Consider the following 25,741-nt stretch of genomic DNA (forward strand, 5'->3'; position numbering starts at 1 on the left):
CAGGATCCTGTCGTTTGAGATCATTCATCATTGAGATGGCAAGCCGACAAATGCCCCGGTGCAATTTCCTTTTTCACCGGCACTTCCATATGACAGCGGTCCATCGCGAACGGGCATCTCGGATGAAAGTGACAGCCTTTCGGCGGGTTTATCGGGCTGGGGAGTTCGCCATCGACGGGTTTGAACTGTCGCTTGCCGGGTTCGATGCGCGGCACCTCGGCCAAGAGCGCTTTCGTGTACGGATGATTGGGCCGCCTGAAAACCTCCTCGACGGGCGCCTCTTCGACGATGCGGCCGAGATACATGATCGCAACGCGGTCGGAAATATGTTCCACAACGCCGAGATCATGACTGACGAACAAATAGGTCAGGTCAAGCTTGTCACGAAGTTCCATGAACAGGTTGATGACCTGAGCCTGGATGGAAACGTCGAGCGCTGCAACGCTTTCGTCACAGACGAGGAATTTCGGCTGCACGGCGAGCGCGCGCGCAATATTGACGCGCTGCCGCTGGCCACCGGAAAACTGGTGCGGGTATCGCTTTTTCATGGCCGGGTCGAAACCGGCCAGCATTAAGTATCTGTCGACATAGGCGTCGCGTTCCGCCGAGCGGGCAAGCCCATGCGTTCGAGGCGCCTCCCAGATAAGCTCCTCGACGGTCATGCGCGGATTGAGAGCCGCCATCGGGTTCTGGAAAATCATCTGGCTGGCGAGACCAAACTGATGCTGCTCGCCTTTCGACATGGCGCTTCGATCCATCCCCTTCCAGAGAATGTGACCCTGGCTCGGCGAGGTGATCCCTGCAATGGCGCGGCCGAGCGTCGACTTCCCGCAGCCGCTTTCACCGACAAGGCCGACAACCTCTCCGGGCCGAATGCTGAGGCTGACGTTGTCAAGCGCGTGAACGACAGGCGCGGGTTTGGCCAGCTTGAGCTTGAGCGCGATCTTGGCGGCCAAATCGGGCTTGGCTCCGAAGCGCTGCGACACGTTCCTCACTTCGATCAGGGGCGCGGCGGTCGCGGTCATCATGCTAATTCTTTCGTTACGGGATGAATGCAGCGGAAGGAGCGATCGCCTTCCGGCATGAGCTCTGGCATGACCAGGCAGCCGTCGGTTGCCCGATCACAACGCGTACGAAAACTACATCCCTGTGGGAGGCGGTTGATGGCCGGTGTCATGCCGCGGATCTGGTGAAGGGGCTCTCCGCGTCTGTTTTGCGAAGGCACCGACGCGATCAGACCGGCAGTGTAGGGATGGTGAGGATCAGTCAGAACCTTGCCCACCGGTCCGGTCTCGACGAGGCGGCCGGCATACATGACGGCGATCTCGTCGGCCAATCTTGAAACGATCGCCAGATCGTGGGTGATCCAGATCACCGCCGTATTTCCCTCTTCGGTGAGTTTCTGGAATTCGGAAATGATCTGGCTCTGGATCGTCACATCAAGCGCCGTTGTCGGTTCATCGGCGATGATAAGGTCCGGCTTGTGAAGAAGCGCGATGGCAATCGCCACGCGCTGGCGCATTCCGCCGGAAAATTGATGCGGATAGGCGGCAAGCCTCTCTTCAGGGCTTGGTATTCCGACGAGCGCCAAAGCATCCCGCGCCCGCTGCCGGGCGGCATCCTTCGGGACTCGCTCGTGTGCCTGAACGGCTTCCACCATCTGCGTCCCGACCGTCAGGACCGGGTTGAGCGTCATCGTCGGATCCTGGAATACCATGGCGATCCGCTTGCCGCGCAGCTGCCGCATCTCTTCGTCCGAATATTTCGCGATGTCGGCGCCGTCGAAGATGATCCGGCCGCCGGCAACCCGGCCGGGTTTATCGAGGAGCCGCATGATCGAGAAGCCGGTCACCGACTTTCCGGATCCGGATTCTCCCACGAGACCAAGGACCTTGCCGCGCTCCACCGTGAACGACACATCATTGACGGCGCAAAGGCTGGGGCGTCCCCTGCCGCCGCCGAATTCGGTGACAAGATTGCTCACTTGCAGCAATGGGGTCATGACATGTTCCTCGGGTTGAGCACATCGCGCAGCCGGTCACCGACGAGATTGATCGCCGCGATCGTGACCAGAAGGGCAATGCCAGGAAAGAAGCTGATCCAGTAGAGGCCTGTCAGAAGATACTGGTAGCCCGTCGAGATCAGCATGCCGAGCGAGGGTTCGGTCACAGATGCACCGAGACCGAGGAAGGACAAGGTTGCTTCGAGGCCGATTGCCCTCGCGATCTGCATCGTGGCGATGACGATGACCGGCGCAAGACAGTTCGGCAGCAGGTGCCTGAAGAGGATGCGCCATCCGGGCAGGCGCAGCATCCGGGCCGCCTCGATATATTCCTTCTCGCGCTCGACCAGAGCGGTGCCGCGGACCGTGCGGGCATAGGTCGCCCACTCGGCGATGATCAGTGCGATCACGACATTGGGCACACCCTTGCCGAGCACGGCGAGCATCATGAGCGCCATCAATATTGTGGGAAACGACAGCTGCAGGTCGACGAGCCGCATCATCGCGGTTTCCGTGCGCCCTCCCATGTAAGCGGCGAACAAGCCGGCTGAGGTTCCGATGATGGCAGCGGCGAAAGCCGACAGAACACCCACCAGCAAAGAGGTGCGCAGCCCATAGAGGATGCCGGACAGGATATCGCGGCCCTGGCTGTCGGTACCGAGGTGATAGACGAGCCCGGTCATGGATTCGGACCCCGGCGGCAGTCGTCCATCCATGATGTCGAGCTGCATCAAATCATAGGGATTTTGCGGAGAGATCCATGGCGCAAACAGCGCCAGGCAGCAGATGATCACCAGCGTGAGGAAGGCGATCGCAGCTGCCGGAGAGCTGAAGAAATCCGCGATCCCTTTCGACAGACGACTGGGTTCGGGCGTTGGAGCGCTTGTGTCTTGCGTGTGTGGTTCGGCCATGGGGTCAAGCCTTTCCTTCCAGCCGGACCCGCGGATCCAGAAGGGTATAACAGATGTCGATGATGAAGTTGAGGACGACGAAGAGCAGCACCATCATCATCAGGTAGGCGACGATGACGGGGCGATCGAGAAGGTTGATCGAGTCGATGATGAGCTTGCCCATGCCCGGCCACGCAAAGATGCTTTCGGTGACGACCGAAAAGGCGATGAGTGAGCCGAACTCGAGACCGATAATCGTCACCACCGGGATCATCAGGTTCTTGAGAACGTGCACGGAAATGATCCGCCGCTCTCGCAATCCCTTGGCGCGGGCAAACTTCACATAGTCCTGGGGAAGGACCTCCTGCACGCCGGCACGGGTCAGCCGAAGAATGAGCGACGTCTTGAACAGAGCCAGGTTGAAGGCCGGCAATAAGAGGTGCCGGATGCCGTCTGCGGTCAGAAACGACCATTGTGCGCCGAGCAGCTCCTGCGTCGGGCCGCGGCCATTCGTCGGCAACCAGCCGAGCTCGACGGAAAACACCATGATCAGCATGAGACCGACCCAGAAGGTCGGAAGCGAGAAGCCCAGAATCGAGCCGCTCATGATGAGCTTGGAGGAAATCCTATTGGGGTAGAGCCCTGCATACAGCCCAAGCGGCAAGCCGAACAGCAGCGCGATGCCGAGAGCCGTGATCGCCAGTTCGAGCGTCGCTGGGAGACGTTCGAGGATCAGACCCAGCGCCGGCCGCCCATAAACGAAGCTGTTGCCGAAATCCCCGTGCAGAAGTCCTTGGAGAAACAGCAGATACTGTTTCCACAGCGGCTGATCCAGACCGTAATGCGCGATGACGAGTGCCCGCTCCGCCTGATTGGCGTCCGGGTTGATGAGGATGTCGACCGGGTTGCCGATCACATTGACGCCGATGAAGACAATGATCGTCATCGCGACAATGACGAAGAGCGCCTGTATCAACCGCCTGATAATGGATGTGACCATTGAACCTCTCCCTACAGCGCCGCGCGTCTTTTCGAGAACCGCAAAGGACGCTGTAACACTTTGAATCTAGGCGACGGAGATGGCCATCCCGTCGCGCTGCGGATCGGCCGCGCCTTTCGAGATGCCGCCGTCAATCTTGATCGCGTGGACTGCGGCGAACGCATATGTCTGCGGCGACCGCGCCACCTGATAGCCTTGCGCCCGAAGCTCGTCTTCGACAGAGTGTCGAATGCGATTGCAGATGTCGATCGTGTTTGACACCCCTACGATCCTCGGCGCCGAGACGGCTTCGAGCACGGACATGTCGAAATCGATCATGTTCATCAGGCATTGCGCAACCGCGGGCGCGATATAGCTGCCGCCTGGCGCTCCGATGACGATGCTGGGCTCGCCGTCCTTGAAGACGATCGTCGGCGCAGCCGAACTTGGACGCCGCTTGCCGGGCGCGATGGAGCCGGGCTTACCGGGAACCGGGTTAAAGCGGCTCATCGTGCCATTGTACATGAAGCCGAGGCCGTCGGTGATCGCGCCCGAGGGACTGCCGAGGGTGTGGGTCATCGCGACGGCATTGCCGTCCTTGTCGATCACCGAGATATGCGTGGTGTCGCGCTGCGATCCATCAAGGCGCGATACGCTGGCGATCTCACCTGCCTTGATCGCGCCAGCATGCGCCTTTGCATGCTCTTTCGACAGCAGCTTTTCATAGGGCACGTCGACATAGGCGGGATCGCCCATATGCGCGTCCTTGTCGATCGTCATCCGCTTCATGGCCTCGAACAGGATGCGGACATGTTCGGCGCTGCCATGCTGCAGCGAGCCGACGTCGAACTGCTCCATGATATGGAGGAGTTCCAGCATCGGAAAGCCCGAGCCTGGCGGAGGCGAGGTGGCGATGCGGTTGTCGCGGTAGTCGCCCCAAACCGGTTCTACCTTCGACAATTCGTAACGCGCCAGATCCTCCCGATCGATCAAGCCGCCATTTGCCTTGAAATCGCCGGCGATCTGTTCGGCCAGTTCGCCGTGATAGAAGATGTCCGAGCCACCGCTTCGCGCGATGCGTTCGAGGGTCTCTGCCATGTCCTTGTTGACGAGCAGGTCGCCGACGTTCTTGAGCGTACCGTCGTCGTGGAAATAGATTTTCCGGCCCGTTGCAGAAAAGCGCAGCTTGTCGAGCGTGTTGGCAAAACCGTCATTCGACTGGTCCTTGGCCCAATACCAGTGCATGTGGTTTCGGATCATGAAACCGTTACGGGCAAGGCGGATAGCCGGCTTGATGAGATCGGCCCAATCGAAGGTGCCGTAGTCGCGCAGCGCGGTCTCATAGCCCTTGAGCGAGCCGGGGGTGCAGACGGCAAGATAGCCGATATCGGAAATATTGCCTTCAAGCACATAGCCGAAACCGTCGCGGCTCTGGTGCTTGATCTTGTCGAGCCACATGTCCGGCGCAGCCTTCAACGGCGCCCGCGCATAAAATTCGAGGATCTCGTGCACGCCCTTTTTCGGCATGTAGACATGCATGGAGCCGAAGCCGCCGATGCCGGCCATCTGCGGGTCGACCACGCCCTGGACGAAGGCACAGGCGAGTGCTGCATCGATGGCATTGCCGCCGCGTTCGAGAACTTCCGCACCGGCTTCGACTGCCTCCGGCTGAGGCGCTACGATCGTTGCATTTCTCATTTCGCGCGCCGCCCCTCCAGCACCTTTGCCAGGAAGGCCTTGACGTGGCCGAGAACTTTCATCCGGTCGTGAGAGACGCCTGGAACACGATCGAACCTCACATCGACACCCGCTTCGCGGAATGAACTCGCCAGGGCGGCGAGGCGCTCCGGCCGCGTTTTGCCGGCGTCGTTGGCGCCATCCATGTAGTATTTGCCACCCGGCTTATGGGTGATTTCCCAGGTTTCCAGATCGGCGTCGCCGACGATCATATGCACCGGCACCATGGCGAGATATTCGGGCTGGAAGGCCTTGCCGAAGCGCGCCTCCAGATCTCGAATGCCGATCCACCAGTCACGCGTCGGATCCAGAAGGGTGACGGAACCAGGTGCGCCGATCGATGCCGCCCAGAGCTTTTCCGGATGCAGGATGGTGAAACGGTGCACGAAATGCCCGCCGCCGGAGAAGCCGAACATGGCGAATTTGGACCAGTCCTGGCGGTATTTGTCGGCCATCTCCGCGACCATGGCAAGGACGACCTGATCGTAGCGGATGTCGCCTTCCTCAAGAAACTTGTAGCCGGAACGCGCACCGTCGCCGAGAACGCCGACCGGGAAGATCGGGCAAAGGATGGCACAGTCGTTGTAGAGCCCGAATTCGGCAAAACCGTCGCGGAAGTCGATGGCCGACGTGCGCCCGGTGCCGTGGACCGCGACCAGGAGGTCGAGCTTGCGGCCATCTGCCGCCGTCGGTGGCACATAAAGCACCATATGGAGGCGGGGATCGGCCTGAGATGCGAAGATGGCCGTCTGGCCATAGTCATAGATGGCCTTCGCCCGGGCGACGGCTTCGCCCGTTCCAAGTTCCTGCATGAATGTCTCCTGGGAGATGAAGAAAGGGACGGCCTTGGTGCGGTCCCATGCTGCTGTTTTAAACCGCGTCGCATCGAATGGATCGATGCGACGCACTTCAAATCTTTATTTGTCCCAAAACCGCGGCACGCTTTTGGACGGCATGCATTAGTCCGCCGGCTTTACGTCGTAAGCGAGCGTATATTTGTCGCCACGCGGGGTGTAGGACACGGTCTTCTTTGCGCCCAGCACGACGTTTTCGTAATGCATCGGGAGGAGCCAGAGGTTGTTGAAGGTCTCGGTCGACAGTTCCTCGAGAAGGGGCGCGCGTGCAGCTTCATCGAGCGTCGAACTGGCCTTGGCCAGCACCTCGTCGATCTTCGGATCGGACACGCCGCCGCCGTTATATCTGCCGGTCCCCTTTTTCTCGTCGCGCGTTGCGACCAGCGCAACAGTCGGATTGGTGGTTTCACCGGTGTTCACACCCCAGGAGCCGAAATAGGTGCTGTAGGTGCCTTTTGAATAGGCTTCCGAATACATCGACCAAGGCAGGACCTCGACTTTCGATTTGATGCCGATGCGCGTGAACATCTGGCCGACCGCCTGCAGAACTTCGGCATCCTTGACGTAACGGCCAGAGGGGCCATGCAGGGTCAGGCTGAAGCCATCGGGATAACCGGCCTCGGCCAGAAGCGCCTTGGCGGCAGCGGGATCATAGCCCACCTTCTCGACTTTTTCGGAATAGCCCGCATAGCCTTGGGCGACGAATTGGTCGGCCACCGTGCCGTTCTTCTGCATGACGCGGTCGACGATTGCCGGCCGGTTGATCGACATCAGCATTGCGCGACGCACCCGTTCATCCTTGAGTGGGTTCTTGTCGAGATCGGAGCCATCCGCAGCCTTCACGAAAGGCGAAACGTCGCGGCTCACATCAAGGCCAAGATAAACAAAGCGGGAAGACCGGCCATTGATGATCTGCAGATTATTGCTCGCTTCCACGCGTGCCATTCCATCGGCAGGAAGGGTTTCGACAATGTCGATCTCGTTGGAAAGAAGCGATGCCAGACGGGCGCCGTCATCGGGCAGGAAGCGGAGCGTGACGTTGGACCAGTGCGAGGGGCCAGCAAAATAGCTGTCATTGCGCTTCAAGGTCAGGTTGCTGCCTGGCGAATAGGAGACGAAGGAATATGCCCCGGTTCCGATTGCACACTTGCCGTTGTCGAAATCCTGGACTGGCGCCTCCTTGCAATCGGCGCTGACAATGCGAATTCGGCTGACGGAATTCAACAGGATCGGATCCGGAACCTTCGTCTCGACGACGATGGTATAGGGATCCGTGGCCGTGACATTGACAATATTGCGGGTGTAAGAAGCAAAGCTCTGGCTGGGCTTGTCGCGGGCGCGCAGAAGCGAAGCGATGACGTCATCGGCGTTGAACTCGCTGCCGTCATGGAATTTCACGCCCTTCCGCAGTTTGAATTCCCAGTGGGTAGGGTCGATGACCTTCCATTCGGTGGCGAGTTCCGGCGCATTTGCCGACGTTCCCGTGAGGTTTATCAGGCTGTCCCAGATATGGCGCGAGGTCGCATTGTTGGGAGCCGAACTGTCTTCATGGGGATCCAGCGTCGTCGGCGTCGTCGACATCCCGATCGTCAGCGGGGTTTCCTGTGCGACGACCATTGCAGGAATAGCAATCGTTCCAAGCAGCCCGATCGCTGCCCGCGTTAATGTTTTTGCGGCCATTTCTTCCATCCCGGTTTAGCGTTTTTAGGCCGACCCTGCTTGGTCGGTACGAGCAGGTTCCCGTCCACTCTTGACACAAATTGGTAAGGGGCGCTCAAGGGGGCTGTCAAACGGAAAACAAGCACGTTACGATAGGCGTAACCTGAAACTGTGCCAATCCTTCGGCTCTGGTCGCGGAGAAAATTCTGGTCCCATGGACAAAAGACAACCATCAAAAAGCAATATCGTGCAATCGGTTGATGTCTGCATCGAGGTATTGCTGAATGTCGCCAAAAACCCGGATATCAGACTGACTGAGGTGGCGCAGAACCTCGGGGAAACCAAGCCGAGAATTTTGCGCATGTTACGCACACTGGAACGGCGCGGCCTGGTGCGGAAGAGCGAGACAGGCACTTACCGGCTGGGGACGACTGCGATCATTCTCGGGACCGCTGCATCGACACAGGTTGACCTGGTGCGAATAGCCAATCCTATCCTTGAAGAAGTCGGTCAGAAGGCGAACGAAACGACCCAGCTCAGGATCATCGACAATGGGGAATCCCTGTGCATTGCAAAGTTCGAACCGATGCGCGACTTGCGGGTGCAGGCGATGATCGGTCGAAGACGGCCGCTCACGGCGGGCTCGTACAAGGTGCTTCTCGCCTATCTCCAGCCCCAGGTGCAGTTGCAAATGATCCCTGAGACCTTGCCGCGGCTGACCAAGCGCACGATCACGGATCGTGGCAAGTTGGTTGCTGAATTGGATAAAATCCGCCGCCAGGGTTTTTGTGTGAGTTATGGTGAAGTCAGCGATCAACTCGTCTCCGTCTCAGTACCGGTTCTGGCATTCGACGGATCCGTGATCGCCGCGGTGAATGTCGGCGCCCCGGCCTTCCGCACGCAAAAAAGCGACGTCGACCGCTTCATCGTTCTGCTGAAGGAGGCCTCCAGCAAGATATCGGCCCGGCTGGGATGGTAGAACTTTTCGTCCTGCGCCATATCGGACCTTGTCTCTTCGGTTCGACGCCCATCAAGGCGAGCCAACGCAGGTTGTTTCGTGCCATGCCCGCTCTTTAGGCAAATTCAGGGGAAAAGATCGGGGAGTTCGGAGCGTGCGATAGGTCGCAACCTGACCGCTTCTGCCGTGTCTATCGAACGATAGGGAAACCGCAAACGGGTGCCGACGGGTCCCCAATTGCCGATCGCACTTAAGAGTTTGTCGAGAGCGGCGTTCGAATAACCAAGGTCGTGGCGGAAGGGGACGATATGCGCGTCCATGAACGCGCAGACGCGTCGTTCCAGATCGAGTGCGGCGTCGATATCGTTTCGCATGGAGACCGTCCAGGTCTGAGCGCCGCGGGGGCTAAGGCAGGCCACATTGGAAAAGGACCCTGCCGCGACGCCCTGTTTGATGCCGGTTGCGAGATGATGACCGGGAACGAAGAGCGACAGACCGGAAAGACGTTCACGTGCCTCCGCATACCAAGAGTCGTCGCCGTCGGCGAGCTTGATGCCGATCACCTCAGGCACCGCCGCGCAGACCATGCCCAGCGCCTTTGGCGCCAGCACCCGTTTTGCATGCGGCGGATTATAAAGGATGAGCGGAATTCCGTCGGCAGCGTCGGCTGCTCGTTTCAGGAAGTCGACCGCTTCGTCATCGTTGAGCGGCCACCAGTCCGGCAATATGACTTGAATGGCGCGGGGATCGAGCGCGGCGGCGCGGCGGACCCGATTGAGCATGATCAGCGGATCGGGCTGGCAGGCGCCGATGACGAATGGCATAGAGGAAGCCTTGCAGCGTTCGGCCAGCATTGCCTGGATACTGTCGAACTCCTCCTCCGTCTGATTGTGGAATTCGCCGGCAGTGCCGTTCGAATAAATACCATCGACGCCGGCATCGATGAGGATATCGATCTCTTCACCGAGCTTGTCGAATTCGATGCTGTCATCGGCTGCGATCGGTAGAAGCAGGCTCGCCCAGTTTCCGCCGATGGCGGGATGTGGCGTCGTCGCGTTCATCTATTGTCTCCGGTGGATGGCGGATCAGTTGAGGTCGTCGCGGATACAGGCCTTGAGGTGGCCGGGAGCGACTTCCCGCAATTGCGGGATCGTACCGGCGCAGGCATCGAGCGCGCTTGGACAGCGCGTGCGGAAGACACATCCGCTCGGCGGATTGGCCGGGCTTGGAATATCGCCTTTCAGGATCTGCCTGTTGCGGCGGGCATCCGGATCGGGCGACGGAATCGCCGAGAGCAGGGCGCGCGTATAGGGATGCTGTGGTCTCGCATAGAGATCGGCACTCGGCGCGACTTCCATGATGCGGCCGAGATAGAGCACGATCACCCGGTCGCAGATATATTCGACGACGGCGAGGTCATGCGAGATGAACAGCATGGTCAGGCCAAGCCGCTGCTGCAGTTCGCGCAGCAGGTTGATCACCTGCGCCTGGATCGACACGTCGAGCGCCGAAACCGGCTCGTCGGCGACGATGAATTCGGGTGACAACGTCAACGCACGGGCGATCCCGATGCGCTGGCGCTGGCCGCCGGAAAATTCATGCGCGTAGCGATTGATCGCGTCGGCGGGCAGGTCGACCTGGGCCAGTGCCGACCGCGCCCGTTCGAGCCTGTCACGGGCGGTGCCGATCCCCTGGATCTTCAGGCCTTCTGTCAGGATCTCGCCGATCGTCATGCGCGGCGACAGGCTGGCGAAGGGGTCCTGGAAAATATACTGCATGCGCGGCCGTTGTCGTCTGAGCGCGGAGGCGGAAAGCGCTGTGAGTTCCGTGCCGTCGAAGCGGACGCTGCCAGACGACGGCTCGACGAGGCGAAGGACGGTACGCCCGATCGTGGTCTTTCCGCTGCCGGATTCGCCGACAAGCCCCACGACTTCACCCTTGCCGAGATCGAAGGAGATGCCCTGGAGAATGTTCAGCCGCGTGCCACGGGAAGTATAGTGTTTCGAAAGGTCGCGGACGGAGAGCAGGGGGGTGCTCATCTAGATCTCCTTCCATCTGATGCAGCGGCTGCGGTGCTGCGAATTGACCTGTTCGAGCGCGGGAACCGCGACGCGACAGGCATCGATCGCGAATTTGCAGCGCGGGGAAAAGGCGCAGCCGCTCGGGATGTTCATCAGGCTCGGGACCATGCCGGGAATGGCGGCGAGCTTTTCGCCGGCCTGCTTCATCCGCGCTGCATCGCCAAGGCGCGGCATGGAGGCGAGAAGGCCCATCGTGTAGGGATGCTTGGGATTGCGGAAAACCTCGCCGACCGGCCCTTCTTCGACGATTCGGCCGGCATACATCACCGCAACGCGGTGGGCGATTTCGGCGACGACACCGAGATTGTGTGTGACGAAGAGCATGGCCATGCCACGCTCACGCTGCAGTTTGAGAAGCAGGTCGAGAATCTGCGCCTGGATCGTCACGTCGAGCGCCGTGGTCGGCTCGTCGGCGATCAGCAGCGCCGGATCGCAGGCGAGCGCCATGGCGATCGTCGCACGCTGCCGCATGCCGCCCGACAGTTCGTGCGGATATTGGCCGGCACGGCGTCGAGCGTCCGGTATGCCGACGCTTTCAAGCAACGCGACGGCTGCGTCCATCGCCGCCTTGCGGTCGGCGCCGCGATGGATGCGAATCGGCTCGCCAATCTGGTCGCCGATAGTGAAGACGGGATTGAGGCTCGACATCGGCTCCTGGAATATCATGCCGATGTCGTCGCCCCTGATCCTGCGCATGCTCTCTTCGTCGAGGGAAACGAGATCTCTGACCGCGCCGCCGCTGGTCGCGAGGCGGATGCTGCCTGCGGCGATCACGCCGATATTGCGGGTGAGCAACCGCATGACCGACAGGCTGGTGACCGACTTGCCGGAGCCGGATTCGCCGACGAGCGCAAGCGTCTCGCCGGCGGCAACGGTCAGGTCGATATCGTTGACCGCCGTGATCTCGCCGCCGCGGGTACGGAAGATCGTTCGCAATCCCTTGATGTCGAGAACGGGTTCGGCGGTTTGTTCCATCAGTCGTCTCAGTTCAGCAGGCCGGTTGCACGCAGGATCTCGTCGATCCGTGCCGTTTCCGTCTCGTTCAGGCTGGCACGCGGCCGCGGCATGACCGCAGAATCGATGATGCCGAGGCTACGCATGGCGGTCTTGAAAGCGCCGATCCCCGCTGCGCCGCCGCTGACGCGGCCCTGCGCGACCCAAACGATTTCGAAGAGGCGGCAGAGGCGCTCCTGTTCCTTCCTCGCGGCGACCCAGTCGCCGCGCTGCGCAGCATCCCAAAGGCGGACATAGCCGTGCGGATCGACATTGGCGATACCGGGGACAACGCCGTCGGCCCCCATCAACAAGGCGGTGTCGACGACGATCTCGGAGCCGGTCATCAGGAAGACGTCCTTGTGTTCGGCAAGGTCGAGGAGCGCATAGCGGAAGTTGCCGTCGTCGCCGCTGGAATCCTTGAGGCCGATAATCGCGCCTTCCCTAGCAAGCGTGACGACCGTCTGGCGCTGCAGCTTGACGTGAACGCAAACGGGAATGTCGTAGGCGATCAGCGGAATGTCCACCGCGTCTCTGACATAACGGAAGTGATCGAGGATCTCGGACTGGCTGGTGACTGTGTAAAATGGCGCCGTCACGACGACCGCGTCGGCACCGGCGGACTTTGCAACCTTTGCGTGGGCGATGACGCGATCCGTGGTCGGATCGATGACGCCGACGATCAACGGCACGCGGCCATTCACTACCTTGGCCGAATGTTCGATGATTTCCCGCCGGGTCTTCTCGTCATGGAAGATCACCTCGCTTGTCGAGCCGAGGACGAATACGCCATGGCAACCGGCATCGATCAGGTGCTCGAGCACACGCGTATACGAAGGATAGTCGACGGTGAAATCCGGATTGAGCGGGGTTACGACGGGAGGGACGACACCCTTGAATTTGGTCATTTTCGCTTCTTTCGATTGTCAGTTCAGTTCGGCACGCGGGTCGAAGGCATCTCTGAGGCCATCGCCAATGAAATTGATTGCCAGGACGGCAAGGATGAGCGCGGCGCCGGGGAAGAGCCATTGCCACGGATATTGTTCGAGCACGGCGGTCGAGCGGGCCGCGTTCAGCATGTTGCCCCAGCTGGCCGCCGGCGGGGCGATGCCGAGACCGAGGAAGGACAGGCCGGCCTCGAGCAGGATGGCATTGGCGATCTGCAGCGTCGCATAGACCACGAGGATATCGATCGAGTTCGGCAGGCCGTGGCGAAAGAGCAGATGTCCGATGCCGGCGCCCATGCCGCGGGCGGCCAGGACGAAGTCGCGTTCACGCAATTCCAGCAGCCGCGAGCGGATCATGCGCGCAAGCAGCGGCCAGGAAAGTAGCGAGATGACGATCACGGTCGGCCAGATGCCGGTACCAGCGATCGAGGCGAGCACAAGCAGGAAGATGACGGGCGGCACGGTCATCACCAGGTCGACGAAGCGCATCGAGACGGCGTCCGTCCAACGTCCCGCAAGCGCCGAGATGGCCCCGAAGAGAAACCCGATGACTGCAGAAAGCGCGGTCGATGCGACGGCGACCAGGAGCGAAATCCGGCCACCTTCGAGCACGCGGGCGAAGACGTCGCGTCCGACGCCGTCGGCTCCGAACCAGTGCGTTGGCGTCGGGCCGCTATTCATCGCCAGGAGATCGATGTCGTTCGGCCGGAAAGCCCACCACAGCGGATAGGAGAGGATCAACAGCAGCATTGGCGTGGCGATGCAGACGCCGGCAACGGCTGCGCGATTGAGCAGAAACCGACTGAAGGCGCGGGCAAGTGGCCCCGGGCTGCGGCGTTCGGGAGAGCGTGCCAGCATATCAACCCACCTTGATGCGCGGGTCGACGACCGCATAGGTGATGTCGGTCAGAAGATTGACGACGATAACGCAAGTGCCGATGACGAGCGTCGCCCCCATGATGACGGGGTAGTCACGGGTCTGCACGGCATCGACGAGCAGGAGCCCCATGCCCGGCCAGTTGAAGACGCTCTCGATGAAGATGGCGCCGCCGATTGCAAGCCCGATGGCGGAGCCGATCAGCGTCACGATCGGCAGAAGCGCATTGCGCAAGGCATGTTTGCTGATGACCCAGAATTCACGAACACCCTTGGCCCGGGCCGTGCGCACGTAATCCTGGTTCAGGACTTCGAGCAGCGAAGCGCGCATGTAGCGCATGATCAATGCGGCTTGCGCGACAGACAGAAGTGCAGCCGGCAGGATCAGATGGTGGAGGAGATCGCCCACCGAGAATTCCTCGCCCGGCGTCAGCATGCCGCCGGACGGCATCCAGTGCAGGCGGACGGAGAAGACATAAAGGCCGATGAGCGCGCTGAGGAATGCTGGGCTCGAAATGCCGGCAAGCGCAATCACCGACAAGGAGAGATCGGCAAGCGAATTGCGGCGGACGGCGCCGATCACCCCGAAGGTGATGCCTGCGACGATGGCAAAGACAAGTGCGGTGCCCATCAAGAGCACTGTCGGGCCAATCCGTGACAGCACCAGACCGAGAACCGGTTGATCGAGACGCTTGATCGAATAGCCGAGATTGCCCGTCAGCGCCTGCTGCAGCCAGCCCAGATACTGCACCGGCAAGGGTTGATCGAGCCCGAGACTTCTACGCAGATCGGCAAGATCTGACGGCGACATCGGTAGGTTCGGATCGATATAGGCATCGATCGGATCGCCGGGCGTCAGGCGCAGCAGCAGGAAGATCAGCATGCTCAGGGCGACGAGCATGCCTATTCCTATCACCAGGCGTCTCAGACTATATTGGAGCATCGGCAATCCGTCTTATCGGGCCGTCTTGTCAGGCCGTCTTGACAGGGTGGCCGAGGCCACCCTCAAGGCTTTTCGGAAAACGCCTATTCGGCGATCGACCACTTCTGCGGGTTGGCCTGGTAGGGGCCGCCGCCCGGCGCCGGCGTCCAGACGAAATCCTTCACCTTGGTCGAGACGATGCCGTAGCGGTTTGCCACCCAGAGCGTCGCCCACGGTAGGTTCGTGTTCATCACCTTGCAGACGTCCTGGTAGGCAGCATCCCGCTTGGTGCTGTCCGGCTCGGCCAGCGCTGTATCGAGTGCCTTGGTGAGGTCAGGCATGCGAACCCTGGCGACATTCGGTCCGGCCGGAGGAATCTGCTTCTCGTTGAGGCCGACATTGATGCTTCCGGCATCCGGCCCGTTCTGCAGCCCGGCGTAAACCAGCTGGAACTGGGCAATATCCGGCGTCGCATTGAGCACGATGCTGTTATAAGTCGGCGCATCGACGGCGCGCGGGACGATGTTGATGCCGACCTGGGCCAGCATCGCCTGGACTGCCGCAAGTACGTTGGTGGCAAGCGGCGTGGTGTAATAGGTCAGAAGCGTGATCGGCTTGCCGCCGTTGATCTGGTCCCAGCCGGCTTCGGTCAGCAACTGCTTGGCCTTCTCGGGATCGTAGGCATAGGTGTCGATATCAGGCGGTGTCAGCTGTTCGGCGACATAGGCGCAATTGGCAGGCTTGGCCGCACCACCATAGAGGCTCTGGATGATGGCATCGCGATTGATCGCGTACATCACCGCCTGGCGCACGCGCACATCCTTCCAGAGCGGAGAATCGTGGTTGAAGCCGAGATAGTTGACGACGAAAGAGTTGCCTTCGATGACCTTGAAGTCCTTGTTGTCCTTGAAGGTCGGCACATCGTTGGAATCGACATAGGTGAACTGGATTTCGCCGGATCTTAGTGCCGCGATCGCCGCGGCCGGGTTGGCGAAATAGCGATCGATAACGCGTTCCAGTGCGGGCTTGCCACCGCGATAATCGGTGTTTGCGGCAAGTTCGACATACTGATCCGAGACGTATTTGGTGAATTTGAACGGGCCGGTGCCGATCGGCGCGGTGGACCACCATGTGTTCTTTGCCAGTTGGTCGGCCGGAATCGAGGCGAGCGCATGCTCGGGCAGCATCATCACCTTGGTCATCGTATCGAGAAAACTGCTGCTCGGTGCGCTGAGCTTGATGACAACAGTGTGATCGTCCGGCGTCTCGACGGACGATATGCCCTTCAATCGGGCGGCGAGTACCGAGCCGGTTTTCGCATCCATCGCAAGGGTCATGGTGAACTTCGCGTCATTGGCGGTAAACGGTTTGCCGTCGTGCCATTTGGCGTCCGCCAGCTTGAACGTGTAGCTCATCTGGTCCGGGCTGACCTCGTAGGAGCTTGCCAGCGCGCCGACGACCTTCTGCAGCTTCTCGTCATAGGTGATCAGCGGTTCGTAGTAGACGCTGAGCCAGGTGAAGCCGGCGGTGGCGGCAAGCGGATTGAAGTTGCCCTGGAAGCCTCCGGGGCCGACATCGAAGCCACCCGACAGCGTGGCTGCCTGAGCCTGGGTTGCAATTCCCGAAACGACAAGAGCCGGAACGGCAGCCGTCGACAGCAGGGCGCCAAGCGCAATAACGGATAATCTAGACAGTCTTTTCATGTGTTCCTCCCACGTTTGAACTTGTCTTGTTGTTGGCAATCACCCGGGCAATGCCCTCGTAGTGACGATCCAGGCGTCTGCGCGCCTCCTCCAGATCCCTTGCCTCGATCGCATCGACGATCGCGGCATGGTCGCGCCACGTCGCCATCGGATCGGTATTTTCAAGATTGACGAAATCCGATGCCTTGTAGAAGGCGAGCCAGAAGACATCGATCAGCCGCACGAGCGTTTCATTGTCCTGGCAGCGGAACAGCAGTCGGTGGAACAGCTGGTCGTCTTCCGCAAAGGTTTCACCGCGTTCGGCATGGGAGCGCATTCGATTGACGGTGGCGCGCAGTTCGGCGATGTCCTCTTCCCCGATCACGTCGATCGTCTTGCTGATCAATCCCACTTCCAGCGTGCGTCGGATTTCGAGGACTTCCTCGATCTGTCGCAGGGCGCCGCCGAGGCCGTAGGCGAGGTTGTCGAGAAGCGGCTCGAAGGAAAAGGCCTTCACGAAGATACCGACGCCGCGCCGCGTCTCCAGCACACCGAGCGATTCCAAAGCTTTGATGCCTTCCCTCAGCGAATTGCGGCTGACGCCGAGCTGGGTGGCAAGCTCTCCTTCCGCCGGAAGCAGGGTTCCGGGCGCAAGGCCATTGTCGTCGATATAGGCGCGCAGACTTTCCTGCACGGAGACATGCAGCAGCGGCGCGCGCGTCAGCGGCTTCATCGATTTCAATGTCATGCCGGCCACTCTCTCGCATCGCCAATAAGATGGATATTACATATCCACTTGTAGGATATCTGTCAAATGGTCAGGCTTAAACGATTGACACCGAACCCCGCTCGCATCTGGTTGAGGCGGTCGTTCCTGGGGGCCAGAACGACAAGATGCAAACAGCTCAGTTTTCCTGGAACGACCTCAGCCGGAGGCTTGACCGACCTCTGCAGCATGGACCACCACGCAGTTGCGGCCGGTCCTTTTGGCAAGGTAGAGTGCCGCATCGGCCTGTCGCTGCATGTGCTCTGCGGACACGAATTCACTGTTTTCCATCAATATCGCTATTCCGATGCTGACAGTGACCCAGGGACCGACGCGGGAGGTAGGATTTGGAAGAGACGCAGCTTCTACTCGGCTTCGAATTCTCTCAGCAACCAGCCGGGCCTCTTGTTCATCGGCGCGTGGGAGAAAGACGAGAAATTCTTCGCCTCCGTACCGGGCGACTTGGTCTCGCTCGTCTCTCATGCTGCTCTGAATGATGCCGGCAACTTTCACCAGGCAACGGTCGCCCTCGGCATGCCCGCGATTATCGTTGAGGCGCTTGAAGTCATCGACATCGCACATCAGCATCGCCGCGCTGCTCGTTCGTTTAAGGTCCTCGTTCCAGAAATGATGGAGCGTTTCCATCATCGAACGCCGGTTGGCGACACCGGTCAGCGGATCGGTCCGCGCCAGCAACTCCAGCTGGGAATTGGCGTCAGTAAGCTCCGCGAGGCGGCTTCGATCTCGTAACTCAAGCAAGAAGGTTTTCTGAGCAAAGATGGTGGCGGTGCGTCTGGCAACGACGGTTGCCGCCACACCGCTTGCGAAAAACAGCGTACCGGCGAGAGCACTCCCCACTTCAATGCCCGGATTTCGCAGCTGAAACACAAGATAAATACCGAGGGCAGCTGCACCGATCGTCATCGCCCAACCGAGTGGAACGGGAAATATGATAATGGCAGTGACGGCCACAAAGAGCATGATGGTCAAATGCCGCTCGTAAAACTCGCCACCGGTGTTAACGCCCACCAAGGCTACCGAAAGAAGGATGAGAAAAACAGCCGAGAGGAGGAAAACTCCCTGCACCCACAAAGCGTGCGGCCGCAGGAAGGCTATCGCGGCGACAAGAGCTGCGGGGGGAAGGATAGACGCTGGCCAAAGCATCGACATTACGGTTTCGGTCGGAAGCAAGATCGCGTTGAGGCCCAACGTCAGAACGTCGAGCACGATAACCCAAACCATCCACGCGCGGATGATCTTGGCAGTCCGCGGCCAGGAGCGTTCGCGAAAAAGCTGAGCCAGTTCCCCATTGAAGCGGATATCACGCGTGCGTCCACCGAGCAGGCGCTCGACTTGCTCCACAATGGCCGGGCTCAACCTCTGGAGAGGTTTCCGCGAAGACGCCCTTACCGGTTTGATAGGAGCTGTGGTTCGCTCGGTATCCATGTGTCGGATCTAGGGAGCAGACGACCGGAGGCAAGACGAGCCGCAAATTCCGCCCCAAAAGACGATATGCTTGCCCTAATGATTTTGTACCAGGGGACGACAGCATGTCGTTAACGTGTCATATCGGGTCAAAGTCTCACGCGTGCCAGGCCGAATTTGCGTTCGATTCCTTTCAAGACCCCAATCATCCTCGATGAGGTAGGCCATCCAATGATCAAAGCTCGCCCGAAGCGAGATTGAGGAGGATGCCCGCTGAAATCCGACGAAAGGCGATATATGCATCTTCGAGAAACTGAGGTTCTGGAAATAGGCGGGTTGTTGGTTCACATCCGTTCAAGGCGGTCGAACGTGGCGAAGATTACTTAAGAGCGCTTACCTTAGCTTTCTCCTTATTTAAATAAAGCCACGCTTGCTTAAATAGCGGCCGAAACCCATACTCGCGTCGCGATCCTTAGCGAAGGCAATGATCCTTTGCCCCCAACCGCGTGAACATCCAATAATAATCTACGGGTCGACGGTTCGAACCCCTTCAACGCGATGGCTACGGCTGCTGCACAATGTTTAACGGGGCACGGCACAATGCGTCCTGAGCCTGGCGAGCACGCTGGAAAAGGCATTCCCACCGGCGTCAGTAAACCAATCGAGCCCGTATCGTTCCTTGAATCTGGCGGAGTGCATCAAGTATATCATTTGCAGTTTGGCCAACGCCTTCGACTTCAATAACCACGTAACCCGTTTCGCCGTGCGTCTGCAGGAACTCGCCCACAATATTAAGTCCACGAGACGAAAAAACCGTATTCAGATTGTTGAGAATGCCAGGGCGATTTTCATGAACATGGATGAAACGCGTGCCGTTTGGACGTGGCGGCAGTTGAACCTGGGGAAAGTTGACAGCGCCTAGCGTCGAGCCGATGTCCGAATATTCGACAAGCTTCCTCGAGACTTCTCTTCCAATACGTTCTTGGGCTTCTTCGGTCGACCCTCCAATATGCGGGGTCAGAATGACATTATCCAAACCTTGCAGCGGTGTTTCAAAACGCTCTTTGTTTGATGCCGGTTCCCTCGGGAACACGTCCACAGCCGCGCCTGCGAGATGTCCTTCTTTCAAAACCTTCGCGAGCGCTTCAAGATCCACCACGGTTCCGCGGGCATTATTGATGAAAATGGCTCCCTTTTTCATCCTGCGCAGTTCAGCTTCAGTTATCATGTTTTGCGTCGAGCTGGTCTCTGGAACATGCATCGTCACAAAATCTGAGATTTCGAGGAGCTCGCCAAGCGTTGCCATCGATTCTGAATTGCCGTGGCGAAGCTTGTCCGAAGGATCAAAATAGCGAACGTTCATACCCATGCTTTCGGCAAGAACGCTTAGCTGCGAACCGATATTGCCATAGCCCACGATGCCCAGCGTTTTCCCGCGCACCTCACGACTACCTTCGGCGGTTTTGTCCCACCCGCCGTCATGAGCGGAAGCCGAACGCGGGAAAATCCGCCTGGTCAGCATTATGATCTCGCCGATCACAAGCTCGGCGACCGAGCGCGTATTCGAATAAGGGGCGTTGAATACCGGGATCCCGCGTCGACGGGCCGCATCCAGGTCGACCTGATTTGTCCCCACAGAGAAACAACCGACGGCCATCAGCTTCTTGGCGGAGCTGAAAATCTCCTCAGTCAGCTGCGTGCGTGAACGAATTCCGACAATATGGGCCTCGGCTATATGACTTTTGAGATCTTTGTCATCCAGAGCCTTCGGCAAATGGGTCAGGTTGACGTAGCCGGATAAAGCGAAGTAGTCCACCGCGCTCTGACTGATCCCTTCCATCAGAAGCACGGAAATTCGATCGCGAGGAAGAGAAAGTTGTTCGGTCATTGAATTGCCTCGGAGTCTCGGATTCTATCTGGCCGAAGTAGCTCGTCCGACACCAAGACGCACTGCTATGGCAGCATGACTTAGCGACCATCCGATGAGCAGCGCAATAACAAACTCAGCTCTGTCGGCAGGCATAAGGCTCCGTTGCCGCAATTCAGCATATGCCGACAGTCATGAAGAGCGAACGGCGGCTGTCAAAAAACAGCGGTTGCTATTTCTCTACAATAATCTGCACATCTTTCATCATCAAAGGCCAGCTCGTCTTTGGTCCGCAAGCCGCGAGTATGAGTTCTCCATCTGGAGAGCCGCCTTCAGCGTCTGCTACCGAGCACTTGCAATCGAAAGAAGGGTGGCAAACCGGGCCGTCTTCGATGATTATTCTCAAGCCAATTGATTGACGAGGTCATTGAGCAGCCGGCTTGAATGATCTCCTCCGGGCCTTAAGCCGCTCAGCGCAGCGGGGTCACTCCACCTTCTCGATGTCCCCTGGGACCCAGCTCTTGTCGATGGCCGCTTCGGTCGGGCCGTAGAGCCTGAGGATGGCGAAGTACCCCTTGCCCGGCACCGTCGCGAGCCAATTGCCGGCCTTGCCCTCGGGCGCTTTTGGCGCGAGGTAAAGCTCCGTGCTGCCATCAGCGTTCTGCGCCGGCCTGTCCTTTGAACCCAACGATGGGAAAGGCTGCCCATTGGCGAGACCCGAAGCATTCTCAGCCTCGTAGAGCGTCACCGACCAGAAGTTGGCGGCTGGAATGTTGGCGGGCAGGTTCAGGCGGTAGTTGCTACCGCCCGACAAGGGCACGCCTTCGCTATCGATGAAGCCTATCATGTACTTCGCGCCCTTGCCCGGGGTTTGGGACATCATCCCCGGGCTGATCGAGTAGTAGTCGGTGAACATCCAGATTCGGGCATCGAGGGCGAGATATGGATACGCTCCGGCGACATTCTCCCAGTCCGGATTCTTCGACCCACCCGGATTCGCGGGAGTCCCGTCGGAGAAAGGATTGAGCCAGCGGCGGTCTGGATAGACGAGCAACGAGAGACCACTTGCCTTGTCGGCAAAGCCAATGACACGGCTCATTTTGTAGCCGGTCTTCGCGGCACGATCGAGGATCTCGCGTGTGTGCGCATCAGGATTGAACGGCTGGCCCTTGACGATGCCGATGGCCGCCAGCATGCCGAGCCAATCGGGACCTGCAAGATTGTCACCCTCCCTGTCCACCAGCAGCTTGAGTTGATCGAAGGCGCTGCCGTCGCTGATCGGCAGCATGTTGACCGGGACGCCGGAGCCATCGGGGAATTCCATCGGCTTGGCGCCAGCCTCGCCGTTAAGCGGATAGATCTTTGTCTTCTCCAGGTGCGCGACAGCAGGTGTCAGATTCTTCGGGTCCTTGTAGAACCCGCGCAGGAAGATAAAGACGCTGTTGGTGCCTGACCGGTAAACGTAATAACCTTCCGGCACCGCTCCCGTGTAGCCGGGTGGCAACAGGAGGAACTTGCCCCCCTTGCCGCCATCCGGTCCAAACAGACCGACGTCACCAAAGAACTTGCCGCCATCCACCGGGATGGGGCGCTGCCAGTAATCCAGCAGGATGGCTTGCAACTCAGACGGCGCTTCCATCACCAGCGGACCATCCTTGCCCAGGTCAACGTAGCTCATGGCGTAGAGGACGTCGGAGTTGGGAGTAGTCACCAGGGTCTTGGCGTCGAGCCGCTTCTTCCAGATCGGCAGGACGTTGTAGCCGGCGCCGAATGTCTTTTCCGATCCGACCTGCATCCCGAGGGTGTTGATCAACGGCAGCGCCCAGAGATAGGTCTGCGTCGCCCGTTGGAAGAGCAGTTCGTCGCGCAAGGTCTGCGCTGTCTCTTTTGTGGGCCGGCCTTCCGCGAACGGGAGGTTGGCCAACTTATCGAAGGAGGTCTCCTGAGCGAAAGCCTGCGTAGCAAGGCCGTTCATTGCCAAACCGCCAACCAGCGCGGCGGCGATAAGGCTGAGGGTGCGAGTGGTTGTCATGTTCATGTTCCTTCCGCGCTTGATCGACTTATTCACTGCACCATCGCGATGGTCGGCGGCGTCCAAGTGCCGTCGAGGATAGGCTTGTCGGGCCAATAGGCGCGGATGTAGAGCGAGAACGAACCTTCGGGCGCGGGCAGCCAGTTGCTTTCCTTGTCCGCGCCCGGCGACTTGGCGCTGGCGTAAAGCGTCAGCGAGCCGTCCGCGTTGTATTTGATGGTCTTGTTCTTCGTGCCCAGCGAATAGCGCTTTAGTGGATTTGGGTTGAAGAAGTGGACATCGTTGTACAAGGTCAACGACCAAAATCCCTTGACCGGTGGCGTCTGACCCTTGGCAAAGGTGATCGTGTAAGCGTTCTGTCCGTTGAGTTGTGCACCCTGCTTGTCGTTGTCCGTGTAGATGTACTTGGTTTCCTCAGGCCGGTTGTCGTACATGTTCGACTTGGAGGTGCCCGTGCGATTGACGTAGTCGGTCCCCCACTCCGCGTTGTTCACCGGCGAATTCCAACCATTGCCGGCAGGGCGGCCGTTATTGGCCCACTTAAAGAACGGTGAGATCAGTTCTCCCTCGGCGGCGACAGCAGTTTCCACAAGCGTCTTCTTGATCGCAGGATCCTTGGCGGCCGCCTCCAGCACGCTACCGATCCAGTTGTAGAGGGCTTCCTCGCCCGGCATCGGCGGCACTTGTTTCATCACCTCAGGCAACTCGTCGAAGAAGGTTTCCGGGTTTACCCACTTGGTCTCACCCTTGCCGGTGGATTTCGGTGCCGGGAAATGCGGGAGCTTGCTCCAGTCCCTGATCTTCATCTTCCCGTCGAACTCCGACAACGGGTAGTAGACGACCTGGCTGAGCAACGGCTGGACAGCTTTTTGATCCTCGGCGCTGTCATCGATGAAGATGCGCGGAATGACAAAGGCAAGCGACGTGGAGGAGCGCACCACGGCCGTGATGCCGGCTGGCGTTTCGCCCTTCCAGTCTGGACCGACCATCAGATAGAAGCCGGGCTTGGTGCCGTATTGCTTGCCGATCTCGGAAAACTCGTCGGTGCGCGCGTCATAGTGCGCATAGACCCAGAAACGATCGCCAAAATCCGGTACCTGGAAGACGATGGGCTCTTTGTCCAGTGTCATCCAGCCAGCACCATACGCGACATCCTGGTTCGGGCAGGCGATGATCGTCTGGTCCGGGCTGATATACCCGGTCAGCATTGCGTTCCCGTTGAACGCGATCGGAACCACTCCGCCTATCAAGCCTGGTTCGGGCGCCTTGGAAAAAGCGATGGAGCGGTTGACCGAATTGACCAGTGGCCAGCCCCACAGGTAGGCCATCCGCCCCACAGTTTGCACGTAGGCCGTGGTTATGGCTGTGCCGCTCGCCGGACCGGGCACTTCGGCGGCTGTCGTGGGGATCTGGAGCTGCTGCGCGTGGGCCAAGTTTGGCGCCATCGAAAAGCTCAATGCGAGCGCGGAAGCGACGACGGATGATTTCATGCGGCTCATGATGGTCTCTCCCAGCGGGCTCGTGATGGTCTCTCCTAGCCCGTGATGGTAGACCCAACTGGACCCCTGGCGATATTGTCCTTTGGGGAATCGTGATCTTGACCCAGACGCCAGCCACGCCTGGAGGTTAGCGTTAGCCAGTTCCAGCGCAGTAAATGTCGTTACGAGGAAGGCTTGAGCTCGGGTGGGAGGCAGAAAATCTGACCAACGCCGATGACCGCTTTGCGCGTCATCTCAGGACGCCGAGGTGCGATGCCGGCAACGTCTCAGTTGGGTCACCGCGACGATGCGCACGTTCAACCTGGAGCCCGCTCATGAAGATTCGCAGCCCGAAGCTGACGGTCGGCTTGCGGCTGCAAATTGGTCATTCCTCTATGGCCGGGGCAATGTTAGCTGGAGGTGCATTTGAAATAAGGCGCCCTGTAAACTACAGGGTTGTCGGTTGGGATCCCTTCAAGGCGATCACCTTTCAGTCGGTAGACCTACACGTGATTTGCCTTCCGATCAGAGCGGGATAGCGAGCGCTCGACTTGATGTCTCGTTTCCGAATGACCGCCGCTCACGCCGTGATCTGATTTCGCAGTCGGCCCTCGTCGAGCAGAATCTTGACTGTCTGCGCTGCGTTGTGGCGCATCTCGATGGCTGCATGATCGGAGTAGAAGGCATTGTGCGGCGTTATCACCAGCCGCCCCTCAAGCCAGTCACTCCTATCGCGCCATGCTGTCAGCAGCGGATGATCGCGCGGCGGTTCCTGCGCCAGTGTGTCGATTGCCGCCGCCGCGAGATGGCCATTTCGCAGTGAGGCTTCGAGCGCATCGAGATCGTCGAGCAGTTCTCCCCGCGCGGTATTGACCAGGATGGCTCCGGGCTTCAGCCGGGAAAGTCCATCCGCGCCAAGAATACCGCGCGTCTCGTCGTTTGCCGGGCAATGCAGGGTGACGATATCCGCCTGGGCGAAGAGGTCATCTAACCGGTCGGTGCGTTCATAGCCGACCGCCTTCTCATGGCCGCGCGGCTGGCCGGGATCATAGCCCAGGATGCGGAAGCCGAAGGGCTTCAGCCGGTTGACCACAGCCGTCCCGATCCGTCCGACACCCATCACGCCCACCGTGGTCCGGTTCGAGCGGGCAAGTGGCTTGAGGCTATGGACCTGCCATCCTGTCGTATAGCCACGGGCGTGGGCATCATGCTCCCAGAGTCGCCGGTGCAGCGACAGCATCATCGCGAGCGCATGGTCGGCGACCTCCTCCGTGCCGTAATCGGGATTGTTGGCGAACGGGATGCCTGCATCAGCCAGAGCCGAAAGATCGATCTTCTCGTAGCCGACACCATAACGCACGACGGCCCTGCAGCGTGAAAGTTGGGCGATACTTTTCGGCCCGAGCCGTGCGCCCCAGACCATCAGGGCATCAAGCCGAGCCAAGCGCTCGGGGGAGAAAAGCGTTTCGTCAGTGGTGGCGAAGAAATCGATCTCGACATCGTCGCCGAGCACCTCGGCCTCGAGATCAGGGGTGCCGAACATGTGATCGGTGATGCCGACGACATATTTCTTTTGTGTTGTCATTTTGCCCG

General features: G+C 59.6%; 21 protein-coding genes and 1 pseudogene. 2 read left to right on the top strand and 20 right to left on the bottom strand.

The genetic code is table 11. The annotated features are described in order from the left end of the window. Positions 1 to 20: 20 nt before the first annotated feature. The 7 genes from BS629_RS34885 to BS629_RS34915 form a co-directional block, all read right to left on the bottom strand. Complete coding sequence (locus BS629_RS34885) at positions 21 to 1,025, bottom strand: ABC transporter ATP-binding protein (RefSeq protein ID WP_026188677.1); 1,005 nt, start codon at positions 1,023 to 1,025, stop codon at positions 21 to 23. Beyond that, positions 1,025 to 2,002: an ABC transporter ATP-binding protein gene (locus tag BS629_RS34890; RefSeq protein WP_018245509.1), complete on the bottom strand. Its 978-nt coding sequence runs from the start codon at positions 2,000 to 2,002 to the stop codon at positions 1,025 to 1,027. Before BS629_RS34890 ends, BS629_RS34885 begins: the two co-directional genes overlap by 1 nt. Beyond that, a complete protein-coding gene (locus BS629_RS34895; protein ID WP_018245510.1) occupies positions 1,999 to 2,913 on the bottom strand; it encodes an ABC transporter permease in 915 nt (304 codons plus the stop codon). Before BS629_RS34895 ends, BS629_RS34890 begins: the two co-directional genes overlap by 4 nt. Positions 2,914 to 2,917: 4 nt before the next feature. After that, positions 2,918 to 3,892 (bottom strand): ABC transporter permease, encoded by a 975-nt coding sequence (locus BS629_RS34900; RefSeq protein WP_018245511.1) that lies wholly within the window; start codon positions 3,890 to 3,892, stop codon positions 2,918 to 2,920. Positions 3,893 to 3,958: 66 nt separating this feature from the next. Next, on the bottom strand, positions 3,959 to 5,569 hold the full coding sequence (gene ggt / locus BS629_RS34905; RefSeq protein WP_018245512.1) for a gamma-glutamyltransferase: 1,611 nt from the start codon (positions 5,567 to 5,569) through the stop codon (positions 3,959 to 3,961). Then, positions 5,566 to 6,420 (bottom strand): alpha/beta hydrolase, encoded by an 855-nt coding sequence (locus BS629_RS34910; RefSeq protein WP_018245513.1) that lies wholly within the window; start codon positions 6,418 to 6,420, stop codon positions 5,566 to 5,568. The genes ggt and BS629_RS34910 overlap by 4 nt, the downstream gene beginning before the upstream one ends. Positions 6,421 to 6,567: 147 nt before the next feature. Then, positions 6,568 to 8,142: an ABC transporter substrate-binding protein gene (locus BS629_RS34915; RefSeq protein ID WP_018245514.1), complete on the bottom strand. Its 1,575-nt coding sequence runs from the start codon at positions 8,140 to 8,142 to the stop codon at positions 6,568 to 6,570. Positions 8,143 to 8,335: 193 nt separating this feature from the next. Here BS629_RS34915 and BS629_RS34920 point away from each other — a divergent pair, with 193 nt between their 5' ends. Further along, complete coding sequence (locus tag BS629_RS34920; protein ID WP_018245515.1) at positions 8,336 to 9,100, top strand: IclR family transcriptional regulator; 765 nt, start codon at positions 8,336 to 8,338, stop codon at positions 9,098 to 9,100. A 104-nt stretch (positions 9,101 to 9,204) separates the two neighbouring features. On the opposite strand, the gene BS629_RS34925 is transcribed toward BS629_RS34920, so the two are convergent. The 10 genes from BS629_RS34925 to serA all read right to left on the bottom strand — a co-directional run bounded on the left by BS629_RS34925 (position 9,205) and on the right by serA (position 20,659). Continuing rightward, complete coding sequence (locus BS629_RS34925) at positions 9,205 to 10,140, bottom strand: dihydrodipicolinate synthase family protein (protein WP_018245516.1); 936 nt, start codon at positions 10,138 to 10,140, stop codon at positions 9,205 to 9,207. A 24-nt stretch (positions 10,141 to 10,164) separates the two neighbouring features. After that, positions 10,165 to 11,118: an ABC transporter ATP-binding protein gene (locus BS629_RS34930; RefSeq protein WP_018245517.1), complete on the bottom strand. Its 954-nt coding sequence runs from the start codon at positions 11,116 to 11,118 to the stop codon at positions 10,165 to 10,167. Continuing rightward, positions 11,119 to 12,135, bottom strand: coding sequence for an ABC transporter ATP-binding protein (locus BS629_RS34935; protein ID WP_018245518.1), 1,017 nt, complete (start codon positions 12,133 to 12,135; stop codon positions 11,119 to 11,121). An 8-nt stretch (positions 12,136 to 12,143) separates the two neighbouring features. Next, positions 12,144 to 13,061: a dihydrodipicolinate synthase family protein gene (locus BS629_RS34940; protein WP_018245519.1), complete on the bottom strand. Its 918-nt coding sequence runs from the start codon at positions 13,059 to 13,061 to the stop codon at positions 12,144 to 12,146. Positions 13,062 to 13,079: 18 nt separating this feature from the next. Continuing rightward, positions 13,080 to 13,958, bottom strand: coding sequence for an ABC transporter permease (locus tag BS629_RS34945; RefSeq protein ID WP_018245520.1), 879 nt, complete (start codon positions 13,956 to 13,958; stop codon positions 13,080 to 13,082). Position 13,959: 1 nt separating this feature from the next. Next, positions 13,960 to 14,919 carry an ABC transporter permease gene (locus BS629_RS34950; RefSeq protein ID WP_018245521.1) on the bottom strand — a complete coding sequence of 320 codons (960 nt, stop codon included), beginning with the start codon at positions 14,917 to 14,919 and terminating at the stop codon, positions 13,960 to 13,962. An 83-nt stretch (positions 14,920 to 15,002) separates the two neighbouring features. Further along, positions 15,003 to 16,601 carry an ABC transporter substrate-binding protein gene (locus BS629_RS34955; RefSeq protein WP_018245522.1) on the bottom strand — a complete coding sequence of 533 codons (1,599 nt, stop codon included), beginning with the start codon at positions 16,599 to 16,601 and terminating at the stop codon, positions 15,003 to 15,005. After that, positions 16,585 to 17,328, bottom strand: a complete 744-nt coding sequence (locus BS629_RS34960) for a FadR/GntR family transcriptional regulator (RefSeq protein WP_018516877.1) — start codon at positions 17,326 to 17,328, stop codon at positions 16,585 to 16,587. The genes BS629_RS34955 and BS629_RS34960 overlap by 17 nt, the downstream gene beginning before the upstream one ends. A gap of 177 nt (positions 17,329 to 17,505) precedes the next feature. Beyond that, positions 17,506 to 18,792 (bottom strand): GGDEF domain-containing protein, encoded by a 1,287-nt coding sequence (locus BS629_RS34965; protein WP_018245524.1) that lies wholly within the window; start codon positions 18,790 to 18,792, stop codon positions 17,506 to 17,508. Positions 18,793 to 19,420: 628 nt separating this feature from the next. Beyond that, entirely contained in the window at positions 19,421 to 20,659 is a 1,239-nt protein-coding gene (serA, locus tag BS629_RS34970) for a phosphoglycerate dehydrogenase (RefSeq protein ID WP_018245525.1), read from the bottom strand. Positions 20,660 to 20,819: 160 nt separating this feature from the next. Between serA and BS629_RS40160 the strand changes: the two are divergent. Continuing rightward, positions 20,820 to 20,927 (top strand): annotated as a pseudogene (locus BS629_RS40160) (fatty acid desaturase); the annotation flags it as partial. Between the two features lie 195 nt (positions 20,928 to 21,122). On the opposite strand, the gene BS629_RS34975 reads toward BS629_RS40160, so the two are convergent. The 3 genes from BS629_RS34975 to BS629_RS34985 form a co-directional block, all read right to left on the bottom strand. Beyond that, positions 21,123 to 22,613 carry a DUF1254 domain-containing protein gene (locus tag BS629_RS34975; RefSeq protein WP_370091282.1) on the bottom strand — a complete coding sequence of 497 codons (1,491 nt, stop codon included), beginning with the start codon at positions 22,611 to 22,613 and terminating at the stop codon, positions 21,123 to 21,125. 89 nt (positions 22,614 to 22,702) lie between these two features. Next, a complete protein-coding gene (locus tag BS629_RS34980) occupies positions 22,703 to 24,169 on the bottom strand; it encodes a DUF1254 domain-containing protein (protein WP_018245527.1) in 1,467 nt (488 codons plus the stop codon). 559 nt (positions 24,170 to 24,728) lie between these two features. Next, positions 24,729 to 25,733, bottom strand: a complete 1,005-nt coding sequence (locus tag BS629_RS34985) for a C-terminal binding protein (protein ID WP_026188680.1) — start codon at positions 25,731 to 25,733, stop codon at positions 24,729 to 24,731. Positions 25,734 to 25,741: the final 8 nt, after the last annotated feature.

Source organism: Rhizobium leguminosarum bv. viciae USDA 2370, assembly GCF_002008365.1.
GTDB lineage: Bacteria > Pseudomonadota > Alphaproteobacteria > Rhizobiales > Rhizobiaceae > Rhizobium > Rhizobium leguminosarum.

Excerpts from the sequence above, each read along its gene's own strand:
- BS629_RS34960 (WP_018516877.1), bottom strand. The coding sequence starts at position 17,328 with ATGACATTGAAATCGATGAAGCCGCTGACGCGCGCGCCGCTGCTGCAT.
- BS629_RS34930 (WP_018245517.1), bottom strand. The coding sequence starts at position 11,118 with ATGAGCACCCCCCTGCTCTCCGTCCGCGACCTTTCGAAACACTATACT.
- BS629_RS34890 (WP_018245509.1), bottom strand. The coding sequence starts at position 2,002 with ATGACCCCATTGCTGCAAGTGAGCAATCTTGTCACCGAATTCGGCGGC.
- BS629_RS34925 (WP_018245516.1), bottom strand. The coding sequence starts at position 10,140 with ATGAACGCGACGACGCCACATCCCGCCATCGGCGGAAACTGGGCGAGC.
- BS629_RS34895 (WP_018245510.1), bottom strand. The coding sequence starts at position 2,913 with ATGGCCGAACCACACACGCAAGACACAAGCGCTCCAACGCCCGAACCC.
- BS629_RS34885 (WP_026188677.1), bottom strand. The coding sequence starts at position 1,025 with ATGACCGCGACCGCCGCGCCCCTGATCGAAGTGAGGAACGTGTCGCAG.
- BS629_RS34950 (WP_018245521.1), bottom strand. The coding sequence starts at position 14,919 with ATGCTCCAATATAGTCTGAGACGCCTGGTGATAGGAATAGGCATGCTC.
- BS629_RS34945 (WP_018245520.1), bottom strand. The coding sequence starts at position 13,958 with ATGCTGGCACGCTCTCCCGAACGCCGCAGCCCGGGGCCACTTGCCCGC.
- BS629_RS34975 (WP_370091282.1), bottom strand. The coding sequence starts at position 22,613 with ATGAACGGCCTTGCTACGCAGGCTTTCGCTCAGGAGACCTCCTTCGAT.
- BS629_RS34980 (WP_018245527.1), bottom strand. The coding sequence starts at position 24,169 with ATGAGCCGCATGAAATCATCCGTCGTCGCTTCCGCGCTCGCATTGAGC.
- BS629_RS34920 (WP_018245515.1), top strand. The coding sequence starts at position 8,336 with ATGGACAAAAGACAACCATCAAAAAGCAATATCGTGCAATCGGTTGAT.
- ggt (WP_018245512.1), bottom strand. The coding sequence starts at position 5,569 with ATGAGAAATGCAACGATCGTAGCGCCTCAGCCGGAGGCAGTCGAAGCC.
- BS629_RS34900 (WP_018245511.1), bottom strand. The coding sequence starts at position 3,892 with ATGGTCACATCCATTATCAGGCGGTTGATACAGGCGCTCTTCGTCATT.
- BS629_RS34985 (WP_026188680.1), bottom strand. The coding sequence starts at position 25,733 with ATGACAACACAAAAGAAATATGTCGTCGGCATCACCGATCACATGTTC.
- BS629_RS34910 (WP_018245513.1), bottom strand. The coding sequence starts at position 6,420 with ATGCAGGAACTTGGAACGGGCGAAGCCGTCGCCCGGGCGAAGGCCATC.
- BS629_RS34935 (WP_018245518.1), bottom strand. The coding sequence starts at position 12,135 with ATGGAACAAACCGCCGAACCCGTTCTCGACATCAAGGGATTGCGAACG.
- BS629_RS34955 (WP_018245522.1), bottom strand. The coding sequence starts at position 16,601 with ATGAAAAGACTGTCTAGATTATCCGTTATTGCGCTTGGCGCCCTGCTG.
- BS629_RS34965 (WP_018245524.1), bottom strand. The coding sequence starts at position 18,792 with ATGGATACCGAGCGAACCACAGCTCCTATCAAACCGGTAAGGGCGTCT.
- serA (WP_018245525.1), bottom strand. The coding sequence starts at position 20,659 with ATGACCGAACAACTTTCTCTTCCTCGCGATCGAATTTCCGTGCTTCTG.
- BS629_RS34915 (WP_018245514.1), bottom strand. The coding sequence starts at position 8,142 with ATGGCCGCAAAAACATTAACGCGGGCAGCGATCGGGCTGCTTGGAACG.
- BS629_RS34940 (WP_018245519.1), bottom strand. The coding sequence starts at position 13,061 with ATGACCAAATTCAAGGGTGTCGTCCCTCCCGTCGTAACCCCGCTCAAT.